Origin of the sequence: Nocardiopsis xinjiangensis YIM 90004 (assembly GCF_000341145.1) — a bacterium.
Classification (GTDB): Bacteria; Actinomycetota; Actinomycetes; order Streptosporangiales; family Streptosporangiaceae; genus Nocardiopsis; species Nocardiopsis xinjiangensis.
The window spans coordinates 100,176-120,515 of the sequence record NZ_ANBE01000007.1 but is presented as its reverse complement, the minus strand read 5'-3'; the positions used below and the strand labels follow the sequence as shown (position 1 = coordinate 120,515).

General features: G+C 69.4%; 22 protein-coding genes and 1 tRNA gene. 15 read left to right on the top strand and 8 right to left on the bottom strand.

Annotated elements, in window-relative coordinates; all coding sequences use genetic code 11:
- The first annotated feature begins 229 nt into the window (after window positions 1–229).
- The 10 genes from D473_RS0104835 (at window position 230) to D473_RS0104790 (ending at window position 9,142) form a co-directional block, all read left to right on the top strand.
- Complete coding sequence (locus D473_RS0104835) at window positions 230–1,192, top strand: ParA family protein (RefSeq protein WP_017607957.1); 963 nt, start codon at window positions 230–232, stop codon at window positions 1,190–1,192.
- Complete coding sequence (locus D473_RS0104830) at window positions 1,165–1,584, top strand: hypothetical protein (RefSeq protein ID WP_394296761.1); 420 nt, start codon at window positions 1,165–1,167, stop codon at window positions 1,582–1,584. Before D473_RS0104835 ends, D473_RS0104830 begins: the two co-directional genes overlap by 28 nt.
- 134 nt (window positions 1,585–1,718) lie before the next feature.
- Complete coding sequence (locus tag D473_RS0104825) at window positions 1,719–2,549, top strand: segregation and condensation protein A (RefSeq protein WP_017607955.1); 831 nt, start codon at window positions 1,719–1,721, stop codon at window positions 2,547–2,549.
- The gene (gene scpB / locus D473_RS0104820; protein WP_017607954.1) at window positions 2,546–3,133 is read left to right on the top strand and encodes an SMC-Scp complex subunit ScpB; all 588 of its coding nucleotides are present in this window, start codon (window positions 2,546–2,548) and stop codon (window positions 3,131–3,133) included. The genes D473_RS0104825 and scpB overlap by 4 nt, the downstream gene beginning before the upstream one ends.
- Window positions 3,123–4,322, top strand: a complete 1,200-nt coding sequence (locus tag D473_RS26355) for a pseudouridine synthase (protein WP_017607953.1) — start codon at window positions 3,123–3,125, stop codon at window positions 4,320–4,322. The genes scpB and D473_RS26355 overlap by 11 nt, the downstream gene beginning before the upstream one ends.
- Window positions 4,323–4,480: 158 nt before the next feature.
- A complete protein-coding gene (aroH, locus tag D473_RS0104810) occupies window positions 4,481–4,843 on the top strand; it encodes a chorismate mutase (RefSeq protein WP_026126608.1) in 363 nt (120 codons plus the stop codon).
- Window positions 4,844–4,943: 100 nt separating this feature from the next.
- Complete coding sequence (locus D473_RS0104805; RefSeq protein ID WP_026126607.1) at window positions 4,944–6,062, top strand: prephenate dehydrogenase; 1,119 nt, start codon at window positions 4,944–4,946, stop codon at window positions 6,060–6,062.
- Window positions 6,063–6,145: 83 nt separating this feature from the next.
- Window positions 6,146–6,856 carry a (d)CMP kinase gene (gene cmk / locus D473_RS0104800; RefSeq protein WP_017607950.1) on the top strand — a complete coding sequence of 237 codons (711 nt, stop codon included), beginning with the start codon at window positions 6,146–6,148 and terminating at the stop codon, window positions 6,854–6,856.
- Window positions 6,857–7,065: 209 nt separating this feature from the next.
- Entirely contained in the window at window positions 7,066–8,511 is a 1,446-nt protein-coding gene (der, locus tag D473_RS0104795; protein WP_017607949.1) for a ribosome biogenesis GTPase Der, read from the top strand.
- Between the two features lie 112 nt (window positions 8,512–8,623).
- On the top strand, window positions 8,624–9,142 hold the full coding sequence (locus tag D473_RS0104790; RefSeq protein WP_017607948.1) for a DUF523 domain-containing protein: 519 nt from the start codon (window positions 8,624–8,626) through the stop codon (window positions 9,140–9,142).
- Here the strand turns inward: D473_RS0104790 and D473_RS0104785 are convergent.
- The 3 genes from D473_RS0104785 to D473_RS0104775 all read right to left on the bottom strand — a co-directional run bounded on the left by D473_RS0104785 (window position 9,132) and on the right by D473_RS0104775 (window position 11,262).
- Window positions 9,132–9,668, bottom strand: coding sequence for a dihydrofolate reductase family protein (locus tag D473_RS0104785; RefSeq protein ID WP_017607947.1), 537 nt, complete (start codon window positions 9,666–9,668; stop codon window positions 9,132–9,134). The two genes, D473_RS0104790 and D473_RS0104785, sit on opposite strands and share 11 nt — an antisense overlap.
- Window positions 9,665–10,600 carry a helix-turn-helix domain-containing protein gene (locus D473_RS0104780; RefSeq protein ID WP_017607946.1) on the bottom strand — a complete coding sequence of 312 codons (936 nt, stop codon included), beginning with the start codon at window positions 10,598–10,600 and terminating at the stop codon, window positions 9,665–9,667. Before D473_RS0104780 ends, D473_RS0104785 begins: the two co-directional genes overlap by 4 nt.
- Window positions 10,601–10,731: 131 nt before the next feature.
- Complete coding sequence (locus tag D473_RS0104775; protein WP_017607945.1) at window positions 10,732–11,262, bottom strand: hypothetical protein; 531 nt, start codon at window positions 11,260–11,262, stop codon at window positions 10,732–10,734.
- Between the two features lie 280 nt (window positions 11,263–11,542).
- Between D473_RS0104775 and D473_RS0104770 the strand changes: the two genes are divergently transcribed.
- The 3 genes from D473_RS0104770 to D473_RS26350 all read left to right on the top strand — a co-directional run bounded on the left by D473_RS0104770 (window position 11,543) and on the right by D473_RS26350 (window position 13,220).
- Entirely contained in the window at window positions 11,543–12,682 is a 1,140-nt protein-coding gene (locus tag D473_RS0104770) for an FAD-dependent oxidoreductase (protein WP_017607944.1), read from the top strand.
- 38 nt (window positions 12,683–12,720) lie between these two features.
- Window positions 12,721–12,794, top strand: a tRNA-Pro gene (locus D473_RS0104765).
- 111 nt (window positions 12,795–12,905) lie between these two features.
- The gene (locus tag D473_RS26350) at window positions 12,906–13,220 is read left to right on the top strand and encodes a hypothetical protein (protein WP_338044134.1); all 315 of its coding nucleotides are present in this window, start codon (window positions 12,906–12,908) and stop codon (window positions 13,218–13,220) included.
- Window positions 13,221–13,548: 328 nt separating this feature from the next.
- Here D473_RS26350 and D473_RS0104760 read toward each other — a convergent pair whose 3' ends face one another.
- Window positions 13,549–14,250: a polysaccharide deacetylase family protein gene (locus D473_RS0104760; protein WP_017607943.1), complete on the bottom strand. Its 702-nt coding sequence runs from the start codon at window positions 14,248–14,250 to the stop codon at window positions 13,549–13,551.
- A 253-nt stretch (window positions 14,251–14,503) separates the two neighbouring features.
- Between D473_RS0104760 and D473_RS0104755 the strand changes: the two genes are divergently transcribed.
- Window positions 14,504–15,805 (top strand): acyltransferase family protein, encoded by a 1,302-nt coding sequence (locus D473_RS0104755; protein WP_017607942.1) that lies wholly within the window; start codon window positions 14,504–14,506, stop codon window positions 15,803–15,805.
- 11 nt (window positions 15,806–15,816) lie between these two features.
- Here D473_RS0104755 and D473_RS0104750 read toward each other — a convergent pair whose 3' ends face one another.
- Genes D473_RS0104750 through D473_RS0104740 form a run of 3 tightly spaced genes read right to left on the bottom strand, consistent with a single transcriptional unit; the run spans window position 15,817 to window position 18,502 of the window.
- A complete protein-coding gene (locus tag D473_RS0104750) occupies window positions 15,817–16,302 on the bottom strand; it encodes a hypothetical protein (protein WP_083917913.1) in 486 nt (161 codons plus the stop codon).
- The gene (locus D473_RS0104745) at window positions 16,299–17,831 is read right to left on the bottom strand and encodes a sensor histidine kinase (protein ID WP_017607940.1); all 1,533 of its coding nucleotides are present in this window, start codon (window positions 17,829–17,831) and stop codon (window positions 16,299–16,301) included. The genes D473_RS0104750 and D473_RS0104745 overlap by 4 nt, the downstream gene beginning before the upstream one ends.
- Window positions 17,828–18,502: a response regulator transcription factor gene (locus D473_RS0104740; RefSeq protein ID WP_017607939.1), complete on the bottom strand. Its 675-nt coding sequence runs from the start codon at window positions 18,500–18,502 to the stop codon at window positions 17,828–17,830. The genes D473_RS0104745 and D473_RS0104740 overlap by 4 nt, the downstream gene beginning before the upstream one ends.
- A gap of 122 nt (window positions 18,503–18,624) precedes the next feature.
- Between D473_RS0104740 and D473_RS0104735 the strand changes: the two genes are divergently transcribed.
- A complete protein-coding gene (locus D473_RS0104735) occupies window positions 18,625–19,419 on the top strand; it encodes an SGNH/GDSL hydrolase family protein (protein WP_051042961.1) in 795 nt (264 codons plus the stop codon).
- 94 nt (window positions 19,420–19,513) lie between these two features.
- On the opposite strand, the gene D473_RS26345 is transcribed toward D473_RS0104735, so the two are convergent.
- A protein-coding gene (locus D473_RS26345; protein WP_449406442.1) for an IS5 family transposase occupies window positions 19,514–20,310 on the bottom strand; the annotation gives its coding sequence in 2 pieces (ribosomal slippage) (window positions 19,514–19,980 and window positions 19,980–20,310; 798 coding nt in all).
- Window positions 20,311–20,340: the final 30 nt, after the last annotated feature.

Sequence of the window (20,340 nt, the reverse complement as noted above, 5' to 3'; positions counted from 1 at the left end):
GCGTGCCCAGTGTGTACTCTTTCCCTACGAGACGTAACGGTACGGGCGCCCTCGGGAGGCCCGGCCCCAGCGGGTAATCCTTGCAGGATCATGTTGAAGTGCGTCGTGTCGTCGTTCTAGAGTCGCCGCACGGAGGTACCTTGCTGTCGACATATTGAGTTTCCGACGGCGGCCGGGCCCAGAGGAGTGCTCTGTGGGCCGGTCCGGTCCGTGGGGGAGGTCAAGGGTTGTGAACTGGGCGGAGAACGACGTGGATGCGCGCAACGCACCCGTCGGTGAGGGGGAGCTCGCCGACCCGGTGACCAACCCCTGGGGAACGACACGCGACACGGGGGCCGAACTGCAAACCGCAAGACTCCAGCAGCGGGACTTTCCGGAGCCGGCACCGATCCACGAACACGGTCCGGCACGGATTGTAGCACTGTGTAACCAAAAGGGCGGGGTCGGCAAGACCACCACCACCATCAACCTCGGGGCGGCCATCGCCGAGTTCGGCAGACGTGTACTGCTGGTCGACTTCGACCCGCAGGGCGCGCTCTCGGTCGGGCTCGGCCGTCTGGACCCGCGCGAACTCGACCTGACCGTCTACAACCTGCTCATGCAGCGCGACGTCACGGTCGAGGACGTCCTGCTCAAGACCGACGTCGAGGGCCTGGACCTGATCCCGAGCAACATCGACCTGTCGGCCGCCGAGGTCCAGCTGGTCGGCGAGGTCGCGCGTGAGCAGATGCTCGCCCGTGCCCTGCGCCCGGTGATCGACGACTACGACGTCGTCCTCATCGACTGCCAGCCCTCGCTCGGCCTGCTCACCGTCAACGCGCTCACCGCCGCCGACGGCGTCGTCGTCCCGCTGGAATGCGAGTTCTTCGCGCTGCGCGGGGTGGCGCTGCTGATGGACACCATCCAGAAGGTGCAGGAGCGCCTCAACGAAGAGCTGGTCATCGACGGGTTCCTGGGCACCATGTACGACCCGCGCACGCTGCACGCCCGCGAGGTGTTGTCCACGATCGTGGACGGGTTCGGCGACAAGGTCTACGGCACGGTCATCAACCGCACCGTGCGTTTCCCGGATGCCACGGTGGCGGGCGAGCCCATCACCAGTTTCGACTCGTCCTCGGCTGGGGCCAACGCCTACCGGGACCTGGCCAAGGAGGTGCTGGCTAGGTGGCCTCTCAGCGGTCGCGGCGCGTGAACCTGCCGGGAGCGGACGAGATGTTCTTCCGCTCCGCAGGTTCGGAGGAAACGCCGGACACAGAGACCGACCGCCGGCACGAGGCACCCAAGCAGCGCGACGGGGACGAGAGCGGGCCGCCGCCCGCTCCACGACAGGGGAAACAGCAGGACACGGGGATCTCCCGTGCGCCCAAACCCAGTGGACGGCAGCGCCACGACGAGAAGATCACCGTCTACATCTCCAGCCCGGAGTTGCTGGCCCTGGAACAGACACGTCTGTCCCTGCGGGCCGAGTACGGGCTCAGCGCCGACCGGGGCAGGCTCGTGCGCGAGGCGGTGGCCGCTCTGCTCGCCGACTTCGAGGAGAACGGTGCCTCCAGCATGCTGGTGCGTCGGTTGACCGAGGAATAGGAGCCGGCCCCGCCGCCGGGGGAGCGATGGGGGCGGCCCGGACGGGGAAACGGCAAGGGTGTCATCGGTCGGTGCCGACCGATGACACCCTTGTTGTATGACTGTGAAGACGCGGGGGCGGTCGGGTGGCCGGTATGGCGGTTGAGGAGCACACGGCCGAGGAGGTCGGCGAGAACTCCTTCCAGGTGCACCTGGACAACTTCGAGGGCCCCTTCGACCTGCTGTTGGCGCTCATCTCCAAGCACAAGCTCGATATCACCGAGGTGTCGCTGTCGAAGGTCACCGACGAGTTCATCGCCCATATCCGGACACTCGAGGAGGCATGGGACCTCGACCAGGCCAGCAACTTCCTGCTGGTCGCGGCGACCCTGCTCGACCTCAAGGCGGCCCGGCTGCTACCGCGCGGCGACGTGGAGGACGAGACCGACCTGGCGTTGCTGGAGGCCCGCGACCTGCTCTTCGCCCGTCTGCTGCAGTACCGCGCCTACAAGGAGGTCGCCGCGATCATGCGCGAGCGGCTGGCGGCCCAGGGCCGCCGCTACGCCCGCGCGGTCCCGTTGGAGGAGCGGTTCGCGTCCCTGCGCCCCGAGGTGTTCTTCAAGCTCGGCCCGCAGGAGTTCGCGGCGTTGGCCGGCATGGTCCTCACCCCCAAGGAACCCCCCAGCGTCCCGGTCACCCACATCCATCAGACCAAGACCTCGGTCAAGGAACAGGGTGAGATGGTCGTGGCCGCCCTGCGCGAGCACGGCACCCTCACGTTCGCGGAACTGACGGTCGAGTGCGACGGTACGTTCGAGGTCGTCGCCCGGTTCCTGTCCCTGCTGGAGCTGTACCGGGCCGAGAACGTCGCCTTCGACCAGCCCGATCCGTTGGGGGAACTCTCCGTCACCTGGACCGGGGGGGACGGCGAGGTCGAGGTCGACAGCGAGTACGACGGGACCGAGCAGACGGGGGAGAATTCGTGACCACCGAGCAGACAGCCGATGTGGGAGATCTCTCCGAGAGGCCCGGGCTGCGCCGGGATCTGGAGGCGGTGCTGATGGTGGTGGACCAGCCCGTCTCCGAGTACGACCTGGCCAAGGGGGTGGGCGCACCCGTCGGCGAGGTACTGGCGGCCCTGGAATCGCTGTCGCGGGAATACACCGAGCAGGGACGGGGTTTCGACCTGCGAGCGGTGGCCGAGGGATGGCGTTTCTACACCCGTCCCGAATGCGCCGACATCGTCGAGCACTTTCTCAAGGAAGGACAGGAAGTGCGGCTCACACAGGCCGCACTGGAGACGATGGCGGTGGTGGCCTACCGCCAACCGGTCTCACGCGGCAGGGTCTCGGCCGTTCGTGGTGTCAACTGCGACGGCGTGATGCGTACCCTCGTACTGAGGGGCCTGATCGAGGATGCCGGACACGATTCCGAGTCCGGCGCACTGCTGTATCGGACCACTACTTACTTCCTGGAACGACTGGGTCTGCGCGGCCTCGACGAGCTGCCCGACCTCGCCCCGTTCCTCCCCGACGACATCGAAGGTCTAGACGACACCGGTGAGTACTGACAAAGCCCCGCGCGGTGAGCGCGGCGACAACAGAGACGACCGCGGCCCCAAGGGCCGCAACCACGGCCGGGGGCGCGACGCCCGCGGCCGTGAGGACCGAGACTCCCGCGGCGGCCGGGGCGACCGGCGCCGCGACGACCGTGGTGACCGGGATCGCCGGGACGACCGCGGCCGCGGCCGTGAGGACCGGGACCGCCGTGGCGGTGACCGTGACTCCCGCGGCAGCCGCGAGGATCAGCGCGGGGGCCGCGACGACCGCCGTGGCGGCCGTTCCCCGCACAAGGGTCCCGACCGCCGCAAGCAGCCCGCCGGCGGCCCCAAGTACCGGGACCAGGGCGAGCGGGTCAAGAACGAGGCCCAGCTCTCCAAGGCCGCGCAGGAGCGACTGCGGGCCCTGCGCAAGGACTACGAGCCCGGTGACGAGGAGCGCCGCGAGGTCGACCGCGACACCTACGACGACGTGCCCGGCGGCATCCGGCTGCAGAAGGCACTCGCCGCCGCCGGTGTGGCCAGCCGCCGCGCCAGTGAGCAGATGATCGCGGAGGGCCGCGTCAGCGTCGACGGGGAGATCGTCCGCCGTTTCGGGGCCCGCGTGGACCCGGAGAAGTCGGAGATCCGCGTGGACGACATGCGTGTGGTCACCGCGCCCGACAAGCTGTACTTCGCCCTCAACAAGCCGCGGGGCGTGGTCAGCACCATGTGGGACCCGCAGGGGCGCCCGACCCTGGGCGACTTCACCGGCCAGACCACCGAGCGCATCTTCCACGTGGGACGGCTGGACACCGAGACCGAGGGTCTGATCCTGCTGACCAACGACGGGGACCTCGCCAACCGGCTCACCCACCCGCGGTACAAGGTCGTCAAGACCTACATCGCGAAGGTGCCCGGTCCGGTGCCCCGCCACGTGGAGCGCCGTGTCCGCAAGGGCGTGGAGCTCGACGACGGGCCCGTCGAGGTCGACTCCTTCCGTGTGGTCGACGACGCCGAACCCAAGGCCATGGTGGAGATCCGCCTGCACGAGGGGCGCAAGCACATCGTGCGCCGCCTCATGGAGGAGCTGGGACACCCGGTCTCCGACCTGGCACGCACCCAGGTCGGTCCGATCGGCCTGAACACCCTCAAGCCGGGAACGATGCGTGCGCTGACCACGCAAGAGGTCAGCGAGCTCTACGGGGTCGCGGGCCTGTAGAGCCACCTCGGCCGAGGTCCGCGGGGAAGACCCCGACCGGTGCGGCACTGGATACAGTTGACGGCGGTCACAGCTCGGAACATTCCGTGCCTGTGGCCGCCGCCGCTCATGTCCGGGGCGGCGGCCCCACACTCACGAACGACAAGGCGGGATCGAACGTGGCGGTACGTGCCATCAGAGGTGCGGTTCAGGTCGATGCGGACGAGCGCGATCAGGTGTTGGAGGCCACGGCCGAACTGGTCGCGGAAGTGATGCGCCGCAACGAGCTGACCACCGACGACGTGATCAGTGTGCTTTTCACCGCCACCCCCGACATCAACAGCGAGTTCCCGGCGTTGGCCGCCCGCAAAGTGGGTTTCTCCGACGTTCCGCTGATGTGCGCCACCGAACTGGACGTGCCCCACGCCCTGCCCCGGGTGGTGCGCCTCATGGCACACGTGGAGACCGAACGGCCCCGCTCGGAGGTCCAGCACGTGTACCTGCGCGGCGCTCAGGCCCTGCGCCTGGACATCGCCCAGTAACGCCCGCGCGGCGGCCTTTTCTGCGCGGGCGAGGGGCGCACGGCGGAGGACCTAAACTGGGAAGGACGCAGGTGGGGGACGCGCAGCAGTGGAGGACACGGTGAGTACGGACCACGGGGAACGGCCGGGTGTGGAACGCGTCCTGGTACTGGGCGCCGGCCTCATCGGCACTTCGATCGCGCTGGCGTTGCGCTCGCACGAGGTCGATGTGGTCCTGTCCGACCCCGACCCCGCCACCCTGCGCATGGCCGTCGACCTGGGCGCGGGCCGTCCGCTGCAGGACGGTGCGCTGCCCGTGCCCGCCGATGTGGCCGTGGTGGCCGCCCCGCCCGGGGTCGTTCCGCAGGTCCTGCGGCAGACGCAGGACCGGGGCCTGGCGCAGGTCTACACCGATGCCGCCAGCGTCAAGGCCAGTGTCGTCGCGGGGGCCGAGCGCCTGGGCTGCGACATGGCCACGTTCGTGCCCGGCCACCCCATGGGCGGCCGGGAGAAGAACGGTCCCGGCGCCGCCCGCTCCGACCTGTTCCTGGGCCGTGCCTGGGCGCTGTGCCCCACCGGCAAGGCCGATCCCTCGGCGATCGCGGCGGTATCGGAGGTCGCCCGCCTGTGCGGGGCCGACCCGAGGGTGCTGGACGCCTCCCTCCACGATCGAGCGGTGGCGCTGGTCTCCCATGCTCCGCACATGGTCGCCTCCGCCATGGCCGCGCAGCTGCCGGACGGTGACGAGTCCGCGCTGGCGCTGGCCGGGCAGGGTGTACGTGATGTCACTCGCGTGGCCGGCGGGGATCCCGGCATGTGGACCACGATCCTCGGCCACAACGCCGCCCCCGTGGCGCGGGTGCTGCGTGCGATCGCCGAGGACCTGACCGCCACGGCCCACAGCCTGGAGGAGGTCCAGGGCCCCGACGGTGCCCTGGATCCCCTGCGCGAGGTGCTCGAACGCGGCCGTGCCGGCCAGGGGCGCCTTCCCGGCAAGCACGGCGCCGTCCAGCGCCCCGAATACGCGGTCCTGCCCGTGGTCGTCTCCGACGAGCCCGGTGTGCTCGGTCACCTCTTCGCCGCGGCGAGCGAGGCCGGCGTCAACATCGAGGACGTGCGGATCGAGCACACCCCCGGCCTGCCCATGGGTACGGTGTCGCTGTCGGTGCTCCCCGAGGCCGAGGACACCCTCGTGCGGGCCCTGTCGGCCGCCGGATGGTCGGTGCATCCGGGGCGCTGACGGACCCGTCCGAATCGCCGCCGATCCGGAGGTACGCTGTGGCGAATCCGTTTTACACCTCCGGCGAGCGGGAGTCGACAGCAGTGAACGTGCAGGGCAACACCGAGGGCATCGTCATCGCGATCGACGGCCCCTCCGGGTCGGGCAAGTCGAGCACCTCCCGCGGTGTGGCCAAGGCGCGTGGTCTGCGGTACTTGGACACCGGGGCCATGTACCGGGCCCTGACCTGGTGGATGCTGGACCAGGGTGTGGACGTCTCCGACGCCGCCGCCGTGGCCGCCGTCGTGGACGGTCCCGTGCTCACCATGGGCACCGATCCGGACGGTCCCTCCGTCGCCGTCGACGGCCGCGACGTGGCCGTGGAGATCCGAGGTGAGGACGTCACCGGCAACGTCAGCGCGGTATCGGCCGTGCCCGAGGCCCGTGAGCGCCTGGTGCGTACCCAGCGCGAGATCATCGCCGCCGCCCGTGCCGAGAGCGCCGGCATCGTCGTCGAGGGCCGGGACATCACCACCGTGGTGGCCCCCGAGGCGCCGGTGAAGCTGTTCCTGACCGCCTCCGCCGAGGCCCGTGCCGCGCGCCGCAGCAAGGAGGTGCGCACCACGGATGTGGCCGGTACCCAGGCCGACCTGGCTCGCCGCGACGCCCTCGACTCCAGCCGCAAGGCCTCGCCGCTGACCCAGACCGCCGATGCCACCGAGCTCGACACCACCGGGCTGGACCTGGGCCAGGTCATCACCCTCGTCGTCGGCCTCGCCGACGCGGCCCGCAGCACCGTCACCGCTGCCGAGTAGACCCACCGTCCGTTCCGGGGCTCGCGGACAGAACCTCCCCGAGGAGGAACACAAGAGCACCCGACGGGGTTGTTCCCCGTGGCCGCGGGGCGCTTCACCGGCGCCCCTCACGTACCGTGCCCGGACCCTTTCCGGGCACGGCGTGCATTTTCGTCCGTCCTCACGGCACGCATCCTGGGCGCGTGGGGACCGAGTACCGGGAGTAGTACATGAGTGAGTTCGACGTGACCGACATGGTCGAGACGGTGAGCGAGGAGGCGGAGACACCCGTCCCCGTCGTCGCCGTGGTCGGCCGCCCCAACGTGGGCAAGTCCAGCCTGGTCAACCGGATCATCGGCCGCCGCGAGGCCGTGGTCGAGGACGTGCCCGGGGTGACCCGCGACCGGGTCGCCTACGACACCGAGTGGCAGGACGTCCACTTCACCCTCGTCGACACCGGCGGTTGGGAGACCGGCGTCAGCGGGCTGGCCGCCACGGCCCCCCGCCAGGCCGAGTACGCGGCGCAGACCGCAGACGTGGTCCTGTTCGTGGTCGACGCGACCGTGGGCATCACCGACGCCGACGCCGCCGTCACCCGTGTGCTGCGCAGAGCCGAGAAGCCGGTCGTCCTGGCCGCGAACAAGGTCGACGGCCGGATGCAGGAGTCCGACGCCCTGGAGCTGTGGAACCTGGGTGTGGGCGAGCCCTACGCCATCAGTGCCCTGCACGGCCGCGGCACCGGTGACATGCTCGACGCCGTCGTGGAGGCCTTCCCCGAGAAGCCCGATCCGGTGTTCGACCCGGTCGAGGAGGAGGGCCCGCCCCGGATCGCCCTGCTGGGCCGCCCCAACGTGGGCAAGTCCAGCCTGCTCAACCGGGTCGCCGCCGAGGACCGTGTCGTCGTGGACCCGGTGGCCGGCACCACCCGCGACTCCGTGGACGAGCTCATCGAGCTGGGCGGGCAGACCTGGAAGTTCATCGACACCGCCGGGATCCGCCGCCGTTTCCGTGCCCTGCAGGGCGCCGACTATTACGCCACGATGCGCACCGGCCAGGCACTGGAGCGCGCCGAGGTCGCGGTCGTGCTCATGGACGTCAGCGAGCCGCTGGCCGAGCAGGACATCCGCGTCGTCGAGCAGGTCGTGGAGTCCGGGCGCGGACTGGTGCTGGCGTTCAACAAGTGGGACACCCTCGACGAGGAGCGCCGCTACTACCTGGAGAAGGAGATCGACCGCCAGCTCTCCCGTGTCTCCTGGGCCCCTCGCGTGAACGTGTCCGCGCGTACCGGGCGCCACATGGAGAAGCTCGTGCCGGCGCTTGAGACGAGCCTGACCGGGTGGAACCAGCGCATCCCCACCGGGCAGCTCAACAACTGGATCAAGGAACAGGTCGCCTCCACGCCCCCGCCCGCGCGCGGCGGAAAGCAGCCCAAGATCCTGTTCGCGACGCAGGCCGGCGCGCGGCCGCCGCACTTCATCCTGTTCACGACCGGGTTCCTGGAGGACAACTACCGGCGCTTCATCGAGCGCCGCCTGCGCGAGGACTTCGGGTTCCAGGGCTCCCCGCTGCACATCAGCATGCGGATCCGGGAGAAGAAGAACGCCACGGGTACGGAGAACCGTGCTTCCAAGGGCAGCGCTCGCAACGGCGGCAAGCCGCGCGGCGGGCGCCGCTGACCAGCACCCGTGCACACGCCGGGCCGCTCCGGGGCCGGTCCCGGAACGGCCGGGCGTGCCGGGAGGCCGCTGACGTGGAACGTGCTCCCGGTGTCGACGGAAGGAGCAGAGCATGCGCAAGGTTCTGGTCAGCGCCTGCCTGCTCGGCCGCAAGGTGCGCTTCGACGGGCGCGCCAAGAACCTCTCCGACGACACCGTCGCCCTCTGGCGGGCCGAGGGCAGGGTGGTCCAGCACTGTCCCGAGGTCGCCGGCGGTCTGCCCGTGCCCCGGCCGCCCGCCGAGATCGAACCCGGTGCCGGCGCCGCCGACGTCCTGGCCGGGCGCGCCCGCATCCTCACCCCCGACGGGCGCGACGTCACCGACCACTTCGTCTCCGGTGCCCGGTCCGCGCTGGCCACCGCCCGCTCCACGGGTGCGGCGGTGGCCGTACTCAAGGAGTCCAGCCCCTCCTGCGGGCTGAGGCAGATCTACGACGGCACGTTCAGCGGGACCAAGACCCCCGGCAGCGGCGTCACCGCGCAGCTGCTCACCGAGCACGGGATCGCCGTGTTCACCGAGGAGGAGCTCGCCGAGGCCGACGCCCGCCTGCGCGCGAGCGCAGACGGGGCCGGGCACGGGATCACCCCTTGACCACCTCGTAGCGCAGGCACGCGAAGTCGCCCGCGAGCGAGACCTTCACCGGACGCAGACCGACCCGCCCCGCCAGCAGGGGAGCGCCCGCGCCCAGGGTGACCGGTGCCAACGAGACGTCCACGACGTCCAGGAGCCCCAGGCGGGCCAGGTCCGCGGCGATCCCGCCGCCGCCGACCAGCCACACGTCGCGCCCGTCGGCGGACTCCACCATCTTCCGGTGCAGCGCGTGCAGTTCCTCGTCGGTGTCGGCCGCCGTGAACCGGATGTCGCCCTCGATCCGGGACAGCTCCCGGTGGGTGAGCACCCACGTCGGGGCGGTGTAGGGCCACTTCTCCACGTCCTCGTGGGTGGTGATCCACTCGTAGGTGCCCGCACCCATCAGGATCGCCCCGGCGGTGGCGATGTGGTCCTCCGCCTCGCTCTCGGCCTCACCCCCGTCAGCGGTGAAAAGCCAGTCCAGGGAGTTGTTCTCGTCGGCGATGAACCCGTCCACGCTCGTCGCCGTCATGTACACGGTGCTCACGGTGTTCCTCCTCGTCCTCCGTTGCGGTCCTGCAGCCATTCGAGGGGATCGCCGTGGTCGGCCCCGGCCCCGCAGGCGCGCAGCATGTGCCGCACCATCTGCCGGCGGTGCCCGGCGAAGGTGAGTACGTGCGCGAGGATCCCGCCCAACAGGAAGCTCTCCGGCGGGTCGCAGACCGCGTCGACGATCCGGTCGCCCCATGCGCCGCGGCGGTCGATGTCGGCCGTGGCCGCCACCCAGCGCCGAGCCACCCGGGTGTGCCGATCCCGTAGTTCCCCGGGGGCGTCACCGCCCCGGTCGGGGAGGTCGCCGCCCTCGATGGAGGCCAGCCAGGTCTCCTTCGTGTACACGAGGCGGTTCAGGCACGCGGCGATCGACCCCTCCGTCCCGTCCCAGGTCAGGACGCTCAGCCCGGGAAACCACTCGTGGCGGTACTGCTCGTCGGCCAGGCCTGCGGCCAGCTCGATCAGGTCAGCGGTGTCCTCCACGTCGTGGTGCACCTGCAGTGCCGTGACGTCCATGCCCGTGTGCCTCCTCGGGTTCTGTTCCACCCACAGGTGGACCGGCGGATGGAAGTGGATGCCGTTCGGCGCGGGCACCCACGTCGCACCGTCCGGCACGGTCGCGCTCGGCGGGTGGCCGAAGGTGCGGGTGAAGGCACGGGTGAAGCCCTCCACCGACCCGTAACCGGCTTCGAAGGCCGCGTCGGTGACGCTCGTGCCCTGGCCGATCCGCCACGCCGCACGCTCCAACAGCACCCGTCGGCGCAGGGCCACCGGTGGCTCGCCGGCCTGCCGGGACAGAGTCCGGGTGAAGTGGAACGGAGAACTGAACGCACGGTCGGCCATGTCGGCCAGGGTCGTGCTGTCCTCGTCCAGGACCGCGTCCAGGAGTTCGCGGAGCCGGTCGCGTCCGCTGTCCGCCTCGTTCATACGGCCAGTATGTGCGCGGGGCGGGGGCGGGCGCTTGACCGTTCTTGCCCGGTCGGCGCGGGGGAGGCGTGCCGACGCGAAGGGGTCGGCCGCGCGGCCAGGCCCCTCGGATGCCGGGTAGGACGGTGCGGTCAGTGCTGAGGCGGCCGGGCGGTGCTCTCCTTGCGGCTGCGCAGGAACGTGGCCAGGGCCAGACCGATGGCGAGCAGGACGGCCACGGTGGGTACGCCGAGCGCGGTCACGGCCCAGATCTGTTGCCGGGTCTCGGCCGCATCGATGCTCTCGGCTGCGAGGGCGAGGCCGCCGTCCACCTCCTCGGTGCACTCCACGGTATGGGTCCCCGGCTCCTCGAATTCGTAGACGAAATACGGTGTCCGGCCTTCGGAACCGAACTCCCACTGCCCGAGACCTCGGACGTTCATTTCGCCCAGGTCTCCCGAGGGCAGACCGTGTACACATCCCGGGCTCTCCAGGGACAACAACGCGAGTTCACCCAGGGGATCGCCCTCCTCGACCTCGACCTCGACGAGGGAGTCGTCGGAGAGCTCGACGATGTACTCCGGTTCGGGATGGCTGATCCGGGTGCCGACAGCGGCGACGACCCCCACCATCACCAGGGCCACGGCCAAGGAGACCAAGGAGGCGAGGTAACCCGGACGCAAGCCGCGCCGGTGCCGGGGCTGTGGGGGAGGCTGCGAGCCAGAGGCAGGGGGACTCTGCGGGGGAATCGGGTTGGACATGAACGCCAGTGTGGCACCCCTGGGCCTGTGGTGTGGGCGGGGAACCGGTGTCCTTCGGCGTGCACGAGACGGAGCGATCGTCCTGAGGTGGGCGGAACGGTGGCAGAACGGCAGACTGTGCCGGTGCTCACGTCGGGGACGTTCCGGGAAAAAGCCCGCCACTCGTGTTGTTGACACCATCGACACCAGTGAGGGAGGGCACATGAGCGTCACCGCGACCACAGCCGCCGAAGCCCCCGGGGCACCCCTGCCGGAGGCCGTCGACGTCGTCGTGGTCGGGGCGGGCCAGGCCGGGCTCTCCGTGGCCTGGCACCTGCGCCGTCTCGGGATGACCCCCGGCTCCGATCTGCTCGTACTCGACCGCGGGCCCGACACCGGCGGCGCGTGGCAGTTCCGGTGGCAGGCGCTGCGCCTGGACCTCGTGCACAAGGTCGACGACCTGCCCGGCATGCGCGAACTCGGCCTCAGCTTCGACACCGCCGACCCCACCCGGCCCGCCCGCGACATCGTGCGCGAGTACTACGACCGCTACGAGCGCCACTTCGACCTGCGGGTACGCCGCCCCGTGCACGTCCACCGGGTCCACACCGGCAAGGACGGCGAGTTCGTGCTGGAGACCGACCACGGGACCGTGCGCACCACCGTCCTGATCAACGCCACCGGAACCTGGGCGCGCCCCTTCCGCCCTCACGTGCCCGGGGCCGCCGACTTCGCCGGGGTGCAGATCTCCACGCCCGAGTACCGGGCCGCCGAGGACTTCGCCGGCCGGCGGGTCCTGGTCGTGGGCGGGGGCACGTCCGCGATCGGGTTCCTGCACGAACTCGAACACGTGGCCTCCGACACCCTCTGGGTCACCCGCAGGCCGGTCACCTTCACCGACGCCGTCGACGGGCGCGGGGCCGTGCGCGAGGCCGACGAAGCCGCCCGCGCCGGACGGCAGCTGCCCAGCATCGTCTCGGGCACCGGCCTGCCCGCCACCCCCGCGAACCTGGCCGCCCGCGACCGGGGGCTGCTGGTGGCACGGCCCATGTTCACCTCGATCGAACCCGACGGTGTGCGCTGGGACGACGGCACCTTCGAACCCGTGGACACCATCATCTGGGCCACCGGCTTCCGCGCCGAACTCACCCACCTGGCACCCCTGCGGCTGCGGGAACCCGGCGGCGGCATCCAGGTCGAGAACGGGCGTTCGGTGCGCGAACCCCGCCTGTTCCTGGCCGGCTACGGGCCCCAGGCCAGCACCATCGGCGCCAACCGGGCCGGGCGCACCCTCGCCCGGCAAGCCTTCGCGGAGCTGGACCGCCCGGCCGCCGATGCCCGGTCCACAGCGGGGATGCGGTAAGATCTCTTGCGTCGGCGCCCGCACGGACGACCGGCACACGGGACGTAGCGCAGTTTGGTAGCGCACTTGACTGGGGGTCAAGGGGTCGTGGGTTCAAATCCCGCCGTCCCGACACAGAATTGGCAGGTCATCGAAGGGTCCACCATCCGGTGGGCCCTTTTCTGCTGCCCGGGTGGGGTAGAAGTGGGGTAGAACCGGGGTCGGTGGGCCTTCAGCCCAGGCCGTGCAGGATCTCGTTCATCGCTGTGGCTGCGGAGCGGCGCACCGGCCGGAGCCGGCGGACTACGTGCGGGGGCAGTGGGCGATTGAGAACTCCAGCCATCACATCCGCGATGTCACCTTCGCCGAGGATGCCTGCACCGTTCACTCCGGGAGCGCACCACGCGCGATGGCCACCTTGAGGAACCTGGCCAACGGCGCCTTGAAGGTGGCAGGAGCAGACAACATCGCCAAGACCAACCGCGCAATTCGGGACCTACCCGAACGAGTACTGCCGTTCTTCGGGATCAGCTACGAACCCGACACTTCAGGAAATTGAACGAGCCCTGCGAAAGACTGCGGTGACCGATCCCGAGAACGGCGGCACCGTCCAATTCCAGTCGGCGAGGTGAGACGTCCCGCCTTCCGTTCGCGCTCCACGTGAAACAGGAATCGGTGGGGCTCGGTGCAGTGGTCGCCCATGGTGCCCCGGCCGCGCGGAAGGGGCACGACCAGCACGGCCACGTTCAAGCTCGACCAAGGCGCGGTCACACCAGAGCCCCATCACACCCAGCGCGAACATCTGAAAAGCACTGCGGACGAGATCACCATGCCTCGCCACCGACTCGTAAACCCGGGATGAGAATCTGCGGAAACCCCCGGCTGATCTACAGATAGTCCTCCAGGCGGGCTATGGTGAAGCCCTCCTCCTCGGCCTTCTCCTGGATGGCGCGCAGATCCTCGGGCAAGGTCTCGGTGAAGTGGGTCAGGATGATGTCGCCCGGGCGGAAGCTGTCCCCGTGGGCTAGGGTGACGGTCCCGCCCTCGGCCGTTCCGCTCCAATGTGGAATAGCCTCGATGCCGCAGGTCGCCGCAGCCTCGTACGTGGCCTCTTCAGAAGCGCCGTAGGGGGCGCGAAGCAGGGTTCCGACTGCGCCGTCGTCGCCGAAGGCATCCTCCAGGACCTCGACCATGCCGCAGATTTCATGCCGCTGTTCCTCGAAGCCGTACTGGGGAAGCTCCACATGGCTCAGGGTGTGAGAGTGAACGTGGTTGCCGAGCTTGATGTACTCCTCGAAGTGGAGGGCGTCATACCTCACCGGTTCCTCGTTGAGGAACAGTGAGACGGGCATCCGGTGCTCCAGGACGACCTCGAGGGCCTCCGGACTGGGGTGGTGGCCGTCGTCGATGGTCACGAAGATGACCGGCTTATCGGTGTCGATCTGGTGGAGGACCTTCTGTGTCTCCTGCGGGGCGGGGGTGAGCGGGCTCGGCAGGAACTCCGAGACCGTGCGCAAGGGCTGCTCGAGGGTACGGGGGATCTCGCTGTTTCCGTCGTCGGCACGGTCGACGGCGGTGTATGCCGCCACAGCCGCCAGCGCTGTACCAGCGAGGGCTGCTCCGAGCTTTCCTCTGCTCCATCGGCGCGGCCTCGGCTGCCTCGAAGGGCCTGTGTCTGTAGAGGCGGTCCGTTCATCCATGCCGTCCACACTTGCGGGGAGAGTCTGTGGCCTCATCACGGGCTTGTCGCGGTTGTGTCGCAGCGTGGCTGCGGCCCCACTGCGACACAACCGCGACGTCGTGGTGATCATGTGCTGAACCGAGGCGGAGAGGCTCGTCCGCATGACTCACCAAACCACGGCGTCCCTGTCCTCGGAGCCAGCAGAGAAGAGCCCCTCCTACATCCCCTCCTTGGACGGCCTACGTGGGTTGGCGATCGCTGGGGTGCTGCTCTTCCATACCGGGCATCTGAGCGGTGGGTTCCTTGGCGTCGACCTGTTCTTCGTGCTTTCCGGGTTCCTGATCACCGGACTGCTGCTCCGCGAGATCACCGCGGACGGCTCTGTCTCCCTCACCCGGTTCTGGGCACGGCGGCTGCGCAGACTCTTCCCCGCCCTGGCCGCTCTGCTGGTCATGGCGACCCTGGCAACCTGGTGGCTGCAGCGCTCGGCAGCGGTGACGACGGCGAACGCGGAGCTGGTGCGCACCACCCTGTCGGACGGGCTGTGGGTCCAGCTGCACCTGATCAACTGGCATCTACTGATCCAGGACGCCAGCTATTGGGAGGCCTTCGGTCAGTCCCGACTCTTCGCCCACCTGTGGAGCATCGCCGTCGAGGAGCAGTTCTATATCCTCTGGCCACTCATTCTGATGCTGCTGGCAGCCTTGCTCACCGCGGTGCTGGGGCCCCGGCGCAGAGGGGACGCGATGCCGCTGGGATGGGCGGTGATCATCCTGTGCGCGGCGCTGGCTGTGGCGTCCCAGGTGCTGATGGTGCTGATGCTGGATCCCTCGGACCCCACCCGGGTTTATACCGGGACCGATACCAGGGCCTTCTCCCTGCTGCTCGGTGCCGCGGCTGCCACGGAGCCTGCCCGTCGGTTGTTCGCCGGGCTGATCCGTCGGCTGGGCCGAACCCTAGGAGCGGTGATGCTGCTGCTGACCACCGGGCTGTTGAGCTCCTGGCTGCTGGCCACCGGAACTGATTCCTTCGGCCTGTTCACCGGTGGCCTGTTCGCCCACGCTGTGGCCTCTGCGCTGCTGATCGGGTTGTGCGCGGAGCACCACCGGAGCGGAGGGCCCCGTGGGACGCTCCGCGGCGTTCTGGAGCTTCCCGCGCTGACGTGGCTGGGCCGGATCTCCTACAGCCTGTACCTCTGGCATTGGCCGGTGATCGTGCTGATGGATCCGGAGGGGATCTCGCCCTTCGGTGGGTGGTCCCATACCCCGCTGGTCATCGCGGTCTCGCTGGTGCTGGCCGCGGGGTCCAAACACCTGATCGAGGATCCGGTGCGCTTTCGGGCCCGCTGGGCACGCGGCGGGGCCGGAGCCGCAGCGTTCGTCCTCGTCAGCGCCGGGTTGCTGTGCCTGTGGCTGCTGCTGCCCGCGCCGGAGGGGCAGCAGATCGACGTGGGTCTCCTCTGAGGCAGTCCCGGCTAGAGCACAGGGCACGAGGAGGGCTCCTCGATGACGTCGGTGAAACGCAACTGTATCTGGACATCCGGGGAGCCGCCGGCCTGGATGTGGGTGGCGGCTGCAGTGCAGACGATCTGATCGGCCCCGGTGCTCTCCACCTGGTCGCGGGGGAGCGGCAGGTGCAGTTCGACCACCTCGGACCGCACCGAGGTTCCTACCCTGGTCACCGTCGTCTCGTCGATGCCGGTGCTCAGCCCGGAGCCGCCCGGGCCGGCCAGCAGCAACCCGACGGCGTCGGAGATGGAGCCCAGATGGCCGCTCTCCCTCTGCCGGGGGATCAGATGCTCGGCGTCATCCAGGAAGTACAGCGTCACTCCTGGGGCCAGGCCTGTGGGTGCTTCGGGGCCCTCTTCGACGTCGGAGGCCCGAACACCGCAGCCGCTGAGCATGATCACACCGATCAGGGCGCAGGAGAGCACAGCTGGGCACGCTGTTCTAGTCCTCATCGGCTGTACCTCCCGTGCGGGTCGGGGTCGTGGAGCTGGTCCGGGAGCCGGAGGGTGAAGCGGGCTCCGCCCTCCGGGGCGTTCTCCACCGTGATGTCACCACCGTGGAGCTTGGCGTTCTCCAGGGCGATCGCCAGGCCAAGCCCGCTACCTGCCGAACGGGCGCGTGAGGCGTCGGCCTTGTAGAACCGGTCGAAGAGCTTCCCCAGCTGGCCCTGCGGTAGCCCGGGGCCGGAGTCGGTGATCTCCACAGCTGCGCCTCTGGCCTGGGGAAAGACCTTCACCTGTACCGGTGCTGCGCCGTGCTTGAGCCCGTTGCCGATCAGATTGGCCACCACGATGTCGAGCCGGCGCCGGTCCGCCTCCACGGTGACCGGCTCCGAAGAGCTCTGGGGCAGCACCTCCACGTCCTCGTTCCAGCCGCGAGCTCGGACACAGCTGCTGACCAGAGAGACGAGATCGGTGCTCTCCCGGCGCATGGGGGCGGTATGGGAGTCGAAGCGTGCGATCTCCATGATGTCCTCCACCATCTGGACCAGCCTGTGGGTCTCGGTGATCGCAAGACGGGCCGATTCGCGGGCGTCTGCCTCATCCTCGGACCCCGGTCCGGAGGTATCGCGGCGCTGCAGGGTGTCCCCCAGGATCTCTACCGCGGCGCTGAGCGTGCTCAGCGGAGTGCGCAGCTCGTGGGAGACATCGGCGGCGAACCGTTTGGCGTCCTCCCGCATCCTGGCCATGGAGACCATCGAATCCTGCAGCGACTCTGCCATCTCATTGACGTTGCGAGTCAGATGGGCGAGCTCGTCGACGCCTCGGGGCTCGGTGCGGGCGTCCAGATCGCCGTCGGCCAGCCGCCGGGCGATGGCGCTCAGCTGCCGGACGGGTGCCAGCACCGTACGGGCCGCCAGAAGAGCCATAGCCATAGCCACCGGAAGCACCAGGACAGAGGTGGTGATCGCCGAGCGAGCCAGGGCGGCCAGTTCACCCTCCACGCCGGAGAGGTTCTGGGCGGTGTAGACCTCTACCCCAGAGTTGCTCCGGGTGCCGTCGGGTGCGGTGATCATTACCGGGGCGCCCACGGTCAGCCAGGGGGTCTCATCCACGATGATCCGTTCGGTGAATGCCTGGCCGCCTGCATCGGCCCGGCTGACGGCTTCCCTCATCTCAGCAGAGGGGACAACGGGTACCGGTGACTCTGCGAAGAGACCGGAGGATGAGCTGGTGTCCTCGTAGACGGCGAGGGAGTTCTCTCCGGCGAAGGCGCGTAGCTGGTCCAAGGCCTCCTGGCTCGGTGGGTATTCGATGTCCGGCGCGGAGGAGGTGACCTGTTCGACCAGGTTCTGCGCATACTGCTGCTGGCTGGACTCAGTCAGCGAGCGGGCAGCCTGCTGGGTGCTCGCCCACGCCGCCGCGCCGGCTCCCAGGATGGCGACGAGCACGAAGATGACGATGAACCGTGCGCGCAGGCCGCGCAGGCGGAGGGCGGCGGAGGCGCTGCCGAGCGGCCGATGAGCGGGCCTTCGGCTCATACGGGTCCGAAGCGGTAACCGAAGCCGCGGACGGTCTGGATGTACTCAGGTCTGCTGGGGCTCTCTTCGAGCTTCGCGCGCAGACGCATGACGGCGTTGTCCACCAGCCGGGAGTCCCCGAGGTATCCGTACTCCCAGACGTCCTCCAGCAGCTGTTCGCGCGTGAAGACGCGGCGCGGCGCGCGTGAGAGGGTGAGCAGCAGTCGCAGCTCGGTCGGGGTCAGGGAGACCGGCTCGCCGTTGAGGGTGATCGTCAGGGCTTCCGTGTCGATGAGCAGCCCCTTATGGCTCCGGATTCCCTCCGGGTCCCTCACCGCCCGGCGGAGCACCGCGCGGATGCGGGCATCCAGCACCGTGGGCTGAACCGGTTTCACCACGTAGTCGTCCGCGCCGGCCTCCAGGCCTCCGATCACATCGAGGTCCTCGCCCCGGGCGGTCAGCATAATGATCGGCACCTGTGCCCTCTCCCGCAGCCGCCGACAGGCCTCGAGGCCGTCGATGCCCGGGAGCATCAGATCCAGCACCACCAGTTCGGGCGCCTTCTGCTCGAAGAGGGCCAGCCCTTCCTCGCCGTCCTGGGCAGGGGCCACCGCCCAGCCGTGACGGCTCAGCGCCAGCTCGAGGCTGCGCCGCACCAGCGGGTCGTCTTCGATCAGCAGAACCGAGGTCATGTGGCCAGTCTACGAACGCCCCAGGAACGGTGAGGAGGGGTTCAGGGACGGAACGCCTTCTGCGACAGGCCTGCGACATTCCGGCGGCTCCCCGGAGACATCCGGTCAGCAGCGTGGTGCCCATGACATCACGAACCACATCTGCGAAAACCGTACTCACTGCCGCCGGGCTCGCCGCGTCTGCGCTTGTCCTCGCCGCCTGCGGAACCCTCACCGGGGACAGCGGGGAAGGCGGACAGCAGGGCTGGACAGAGTCCCAGTCCGCTTCAGAGCCCGAGGGCTCACCGATGCTGTTCCTGGGGGACTCCGTGGGTGCGCAGCAGGCGGTTGCGCTGCGGCAGGCCATGGCGGAGTCCGGTGCGGACTTCGTCGACGGGACCTCTACCGGAGGGGGCAACCTGGTGGGACCCAATGCCGACGCCGCCTGGGAAGACCTCCCGCAGCGGATGCAGGAGGCCGGGGGCGGGGTGGTCGTCTACCAGCTGACCAGTTATGACTGGGGCACCCCCGAGGAGCAGGAGGAGGCCTACAGCGACCTGGCCGAGGCTGTCTCGGACGTCGACGCCGAGCTGCTACTGGTCTCGATGCCTCCTATCGAGCCGGACGATTTCTACGAAGACCATATGGACGAGCTCGCCAGCGCCCACGAGATCGCACGCAGCGTGGCCGAGGGGCACGAGGTGGTCGAGTACCTCGACGCCTCGGCGGTCTGGGGAGAGAAGTATTCCAGGGAGCGCGAAGGGGAGGTCGACCGCAGTGAGGACGGTATCCACGTCTGCCCGCAGGGTGCGGCACGCTTCACCTCATGGCTGATGGAGGAGCTCACGGGCCTCTACCCCGATTTCAAGCTGGCCGACGTCGAGGACTGGGCCAACAACGGCTGGGCCGAAGACGATGTCTTCTTCGGCTGCAAATAGCCACGCGCTGCACGATCGGGGTGTCTTACGAACCTGGCGGCTCCGAAAAAGCCTTCTGTACTGGAATCCGATTCCGGATTTATAAGAGGCCATCTCACTTGGCGAGGCTGTGGTAGCAGATCAGGGTGCAAGCGATACCGACGAAAGCCAGGAAGTGCGCGCCTGTGCGTTCGTAGCGGCGGTGGAGTCGGCGGCTTCCGGCCGGCCAAGCCATGGTGCGCTCGACCTGCCACCGATGCCGGCCCAACCGCTTGGCCGAGTCCACTTCTTTGCGGGCCGGGTGATGGGCGATCCCGCGTTCGCGGAGCCATCGGCGCAGGTGGTCGTAGTCGTATCCCTTGTCGCCGTGGAGCTCGGCCGGTTTGCGCCGCCTGGGCCCGCGAGGCGAACGCACCGGTGCTACCCCCTGCACCAGAGGCTGCAACGCCTGACTGTCGTGCAGGTTCGCTCCGGAGAGGGCCATCGAAAGCGGCAACCCGCCATGATCGGTGATCAAGTGGATCTTCGCCCCCTTCTTTCCCCGGTCGACAGGGTTCGGGCCGGTCAAGTCCCCCTTTGAGGGGCGCGCATGTTCACCGAGTCGACCGCACGCCGCGACCAGTCCAGCTCGCCGCGGGAGCCGAGTTCGTCCAGCACCAGACGGTGCAGCTCGGCCCAGACGCGGGCCCGGCTCCACTCGGTGGAACGACGGTGCGCGGTGGGTCCGGAGGGGCCGAACACCGGTGGGAGCTGGGCCCAGGCGCAGCCGGTGGTGGTCACGAAGACGATCGCGGCCAGCACCTCTCGGTCGCCGTATCTGCGCCGGCCGCCGCCCTGGGGTCTGGTGGGTGCCTGGGGCACCACCTTTTGAAACAGCTCCCACGGTCCGTCCGGTACCAACCGCTCGACCATCGACACGGAGCCAGGTTATCGAGAATCCAA